The following is a 5607-nucleotide window of genomic DNA, read 5'->3' as shown; positions in this document are numbered from 1 at the left end:
TCAAGCTCACCAGCTGACTCGAAGAACTTATCCCAATCAGAGAACTTAGCCTGGATCTCTGCAGGCTCGTCTGTTCCGAATACTTCCTTAGCGATCTCTCTGTTGTAGATCATAACACCAGGGCAGCCCTGCCATGATGATCCCTTAAGAACGCCGTTAGAATCTGTTACAACTGCCTGTGTGTAAGAATACTGATCCTTGAGCTCATCATCTGTGATTCCAAGGTCCTTAATAGGCATTGTGTAATCTGTATCTGTGTACTTAACTGCGTAGTCAGCCTCTACAAGGAAAAGGTCAACCTTGTCATCTGCTGCTGCACTGTCCTGTGCAAGAAGAAGCTCGTCAAGTCTGTTCTGGTATGCATTCTCCTCGTTAGGAGTGATGAGCCAGTTAACTGTAACATCACCGATCTTACCAGTTGTTCCATCAACTACCTCGTATCCAGGATAGTGATCTGTAAGACGTGACTTGAACTCCTCGTTCCATGCTGAAATGTTGAGAACTTTTCCCTCATCAGCTGCAGGTGTCTCTGCTGCTGCGTCAGCTGCAGGTGCCTCTGCTGCTGCATCAGCTGCAGGTGCTTCTGCTGCTGGAGCCTCTGCTGCAGGTGCCTCTGCAGGAGCTTCTGTTGCAGCGCCGCCGCAAGCTGAAAGCATTCCAGCTACCATTGTTGTTGAAAGTAATAAACCAAGTACTTTCTTCTTCATAACTACTTATACCTCCCTTTTCTTTAAAAGAATTTTGAAGTTTTTTATTTAAAACAGTAAAACTGTCTTAAACCGTATTTATTTGCGCTTGATCTTGCCAACTGACTCGCCCTTTTCAAGGGTTCCAGGTATCACTATCTGTTCGATAAGAGTGGCCTTGGGGTTATTGATAAGGTCTATAAGCTTACTTGCTGCAAGTCTTCCAATCCTGTCTGTGTCCTGAACAATAGTTGTCATAAGTGGACTGATACGTCTTGCTATCTCAATGCCGTCGTATCCGGCTATGGAAATATCATTTGGAACTCTAAGCCCTCTCTCCCTGATGGCATTCATACCGCCAAAAGCAGCAAAGTCATCGGAGTAAAGGATGCATGTTGGTGGATTCTTAAGATCCAGGAGCTTATCTGTAGCTTTTTTAGCTTCTTCTATGTTTCTATAAGGAGCTTCCAGTAAATATTCATCCGGAATCGTAACTCCAAGGTCCTGAAGAGTCTTGTGAAAGCTTGCCAGTCTGCTCTGTGTAACCGCTGTATCCTCATGGCCGTGGATGTAAGCTATCTTCCTGTGTCCCTGTTCATATACATATGTAACAAGTTCTCTCATTCCCTTAATGTTGTCTGATACAATTGATATCCTATTAAAGAAGGAATGGTCAATTGTTACAACGGGGATGTTACTCTTAATAAGTTCATCCACCTCAGGATCTGAAAAATCCACACAGGCGATAACCACGCCATCAAATCCTCTGTAAATTGCATGGGACAGATAACTCATATTGTTATTTCTTGTTCTGTCTCCATTGATGAAGGTAATATCGAAACCTTCCTGTTCAGCTTTCTTTTTAAAGCTGTCCAAAACGTGTGAGAAGTAATCATGGGTAAGACCGCTATTGGCTTCATCGACAAAAAGCACTCCAATATTGTTGGATCTGTTTGTCTTAAGAGCCTGGGCTGCGGCGTTGGGATGATATCCTAACTGCTCTGCAACTTCTCTGATCTTCTCCTTGGTATCCTTACTTATATCACTGTGATCATTAAGAGCTTTAGAAACAGTAGCGATCGATACTCCGCAGGCTTTCGATATGTCTTTTAAAGATACAATTCGTTTAGCCATCGCTTCATTTCTCACTTAATCGTTTTCGTAGTTTTAATATACATCGAAATTACTCTAAAAGCAAGTTTAGTTTTTAAGTTTTTGTGCAAATTTTATATTTTTGGTAGTCTTTTACAAATCTGCGCACGGTATTTCATACATAATTACGATTTTAGTTACAATCTGTTCACATTTAAGGTAAACGTTTTCGAAAATCTTCAGTATTCATGCACCTCTTCGGAAACCACCTGTAATAAAAAAGTTTTTATCCGCATAAATACTGACTTTTTTCTAAATTAGTAAACTAAAAAATACTGTTGAAATTCTTAATCTTAGCATATATAATATGCCTAGAAATCGTCTTAAACGTTTAAGTAGAGAGGGAGGTTACATATGCAATACGGTCATTTCGACGACAACGCACTTGAATACGTCATCACGACGCCAAAGACACCCCTTCCCTGGATCAACTATCTGGGAAACAAGGAGTTCTTTTCACTTATCTCTAACACCTGCGGAGGCTATACATTCTATAAGGATGCCAAGCTCCTTCGTCTGACACGTTATCGTTACAACAACGTTCCTTACGACAACAATGGTAAGTACTTCTATATTAAGGACGGCGATACCGTATGGAATCCAGGCTGGCAGCCAGTTAAGACTGAACTTGACAGCTATGAGTGCCGTCACGGCCTTGGATACAGCACATGGAACTCTTCCAAGAACGACGTGCAGGCTCAGGTCCTTACATTCGTTCCTATGGACGACAACTGTGAGATATCAAAAATAACTCTTACTAATAACAAGAAGAGTCAGGCTCAGATCACTCTTTTCTCATATGTAGAGTGGTGTCTGTGGAACGCTGATGATGATATGAAGAACTTCCAGCGTAACCTTTCAACTGGTGAAGTTGAGGTTACTGATGGCGGCAGTGTTATCTACCACAAGACTGAGTACAGAGAGCGTCGTAACCACTACGCAATCTATGGCGTCAACACTAAGGTTGACGGTTTCGATACAAGCCGCGATGCATTCCTTGGCGCATACAACGGCCCTGACAGCCCTGATGTTGTCAAGAACGGCAAATGCACAGGCGAGCTGGCCAGCGGATGGTCACCAATTGCTGCACACCAGATCAACGTAACTCTTGAGCCAGGTGAATCCAAGACTTTCATCTTCACTCTTGGTTACATTGAGAATCCTGAAGACAGCAAGTGGGAAGCTCCTTCTGTTGTTAATAAGGAAAGAGCTAAGGCAATGCTTGCCAAGTATGACCGCGTAGAGTCAGTTGATGCTGCTCTTTCAGAGCTTAAGGCTTACTGGAAAGAGCTTCTTTCCAATTACCATGTATCTTCTTCCAATGAGAAGGTTGACCGCATGGTTAATATCTGGAACCAGTATCAGTGCATGGTTACATTCAATATGTCCAGATCTGCTTCCTACTACGAGTCAGGAATTGGCCGTGGAATGGGCTTTAGAGATTCCTGTCAGGATCTTCTTGGATTTGTACACCTTATCCCAGACAGAGCAAGACAGCGTATCATTGATATCGCATCAACACAGTTCCAGGATGGATCTGCTTACCACCAGTACCAGCCACTTACCAAGAAGGGTAACTCAGACATCGGTTCTGGCTTCAACGACGATCCACTTTGGCTCATTGCTGGAACCAGTGCATACATCAGAGAGACAGGTGACCTTTCAATCCTTAATGAAATGGTTCCTTTCGATAACGATATGAGTGTTGCCAAGACACTTATGGGACACCTTAAGTGTTCATTTGATTTCACAGTTACACACAAGGGGCCTCATGGTCTTCCACTTATCGGAAGAGCTGACTGGAACGATTGTCTTAACCTCAACTGCTTCTCAGAGCATCCAGGTGAGTCCTTCCAGACTTTCGGACCTTCAGAGGGACCTGTTGCAGAGTCAGTATTCATCGCTGGTATGTTTGTTAAGTACGGTGAAGAGTACGCTCAACTGGCTGAACTTCTTGGCGACGACGCTGAGGCTAAGAGAGCCAGAGAAGAAGTTAAGAAAGTTTACGACGCAACTACAACTGCTGGTTGGGACGGCGAATGGTTTGTCAGAGCATATGATGCTCACGGCAACAAGGTTGGTTCTAAAGAGTGCGAGGAAGGTCAGATCTACATCGAGCCTCAGGGATTCTGTGTTCTTGCTGGAATCGGCGTAGAGGAAGGCCTTGCTGAAAAGGCACTTACCAGCGTAAAGGAAAGACTTGATACCAAGTACGGCGTAATGATCCTTCAGCCTGCATACACCAAGTACCACTTAGAGCTTGGTGAAGTCAGCTCATATCCACCAGGATACAAGGAGAATGCCGGTATCTTCTGCCACAACAACCCTTGGGTTTCAATCGCCGAGACAGTTCTTGGTCATGGTGACAGAGCCTTTGAGATCTACAAGAAGACCTGCCCTGCTTACATTGAAGAGATCAGTGAGATCCACTGCACAGAGCCTTACGTATATTCACAGATGGTTGCCGGCAAGGACGCTAAGTTCTTTGGCCAGGGCAAGAACAGCTGGCTCACAGGAACTGCTGCATGGACATTCGTAAACATCTCTCAGTTCATCCTTGGTGTTTACCCAACACACAAGGGACTTATGGTTAACCCTTGCGTTCCTAAGGACTTTGGTGATTTCAAGATCACAAGGAAGTACAGAGGCGCAACTTACAACATCACTGTTAAGCAGAATGGTGCTGAGAAGGGTGTTAAGAGCCTTGTAGTTAACGGAAAGACTGTTGAGGGTAACGTGATTCCTTATGAGGAAGGCGTAAAAGAGTACACTGTAGAAGCAGTTATCGGCTAATTAATTGCACAACAAATAACGAAATAAACCACCAGGATTTGTAGAAATTTGAGTCCTGGTGGTTTTTATGTTAGAATAGTACGTTAGTCGGAGGTTAATATGAGCGCAGAGAAAAAGCCCAGAAAACACAGACACAAAAGACATTATACTTTTATGGTTATATCAGGAGATTCTGATGGCTCCACCAAGCGCCTGCACCTTAACCACTTTAAAACGCAGGTCCTTGCTTACACAGCATTTGCTCTTGCACTAGCGATCATATGCTACATTATCTATTCCGCCATCACTATTTCCAATCTTCGCGCCATCGAAGATCAGCAAAGAGCTCAGATTGATGAACTCACTACAGCCAGCAGTACCTTAGAAGCATCCAACGACGAGCTTGAAACCAAGGTCCAGCAGCTAAGTGCAGCCCTCAATCAGAGACTTGAGGACGAACAGATTTCAGCTGAAGAGGCAGAGACTTTGGCAGTGCCAACTGGCTTCCCTCTCACAGGAACAGCATCCCTGACCCCAGCAGTTGATGATCCTAATGAAACTAAGGTCACTAAACTCACTGAAGACAATAAGGACTCTGCCACAGGCAATCCTATAGTTTTACTTGAGTCAGCTGCAGGAAACAGCGTTATCGCTTCCGGTTCAGGAACTATCCTTACAGTGACTACAGACGCCAAATTTGGCAATATTGTAACCATAGATCACGGCAATGGTTATGTGTCTATTTACAGAAACTCTGGCGATCCGCTTGTTACAGAAGGATCCCAGATAGACAAAGGTGACATCATCTTTGTCATCACTGATGACAATACAACACTTGGTTATCAGATTCAGCAAAACGAACAATATATCGATCCTGAAGAACTCATAGAAATCAACGGGTAGGAGGACTCATCATGTTTGGAAACAAAAAAGATACTACAGTAGATCCAGCTCTTGAGCAGGTAGGAACCATCATTGGTCCCGGAGCAGTGCTTGA

General features: G+C 43.9%; 3 protein-coding genes and 1 pseudogene. 2 read left to right on the top strand and 2 right to left on the bottom strand.

The features are described 5' to 3' along the window. Together J6I68_RS07135 and J6I68_RS07130 are read right to left on the bottom strand one after the other, a co-directional pair. Positions 1–707 (bottom strand): annotated as a pseudogene (locus J6I68_RS07135) (carbohydrate ABC transporter substrate-binding protein); the annotation flags it as partial. Between the two features lie 78 nt (positions 708–785). Then, positions 786–1808 (bottom strand): LacI family DNA-binding transcriptional regulator, encoded by a 1023-nt coding sequence (locus J6I68_RS07130; protein ID WP_292218938.1) that lies wholly within the window; start codon positions 1806–1808, stop codon positions 786–788. Positions 1809–2192: 384 nt separating this feature from the next. On the opposite strand from J6I68_RS07130, the gene J6I68_RS07125 reads away from it, so the two are divergent. Together J6I68_RS07125 and J6I68_RS07120 are read left to right on the top strand one after the other, a co-directional pair. Beyond that, on the top strand, positions 2193–4631 hold the full coding sequence (locus J6I68_RS07125; protein ID WP_292218937.1) for a GH36-type glycosyl hydrolase domain-containing protein: 2439 nt from the start codon (positions 2193–2195) through the stop codon (positions 4629–4631). A 99-nt stretch (positions 4632–4730) separates the two neighbouring features. Beyond that, a complete protein-coding gene (locus J6I68_RS07120) occupies positions 4731–5513 on the top strand; it encodes a M23 family metallopeptidase (protein WP_292218935.1) in 783 nt (260 codons plus the stop codon). The last annotated feature ends 94 nt before the right edge of the window (positions 5514–5607 follow it).

The sequence above is a fragment of the Butyrivibrio sp. genome, from assembly GCF_017940685.1.
Classification (GTDB): Bacteria; Bacillota; Clostridia; order Lachnospirales; family Lachnospiraceae; genus Butyrivibrio.
This window is presented reverse-complemented; position numbering and strand designations above follow the sequence as displayed.

Coding starts and splice junctions, on each gene's coding strand:
- J6I68_RS07125 (WP_292218937.1), top strand. CDS start 2,193: ATGCAATACGGTCATTTCGACGACAACGCACTTGAATACGTCATCACG.
- J6I68_RS07120 (WP_292218935.1), top strand. CDS start 4,731: ATGAGCGCAGAGAAAAAGCCCAGAAAACACAGACACAAAAGACATTAT.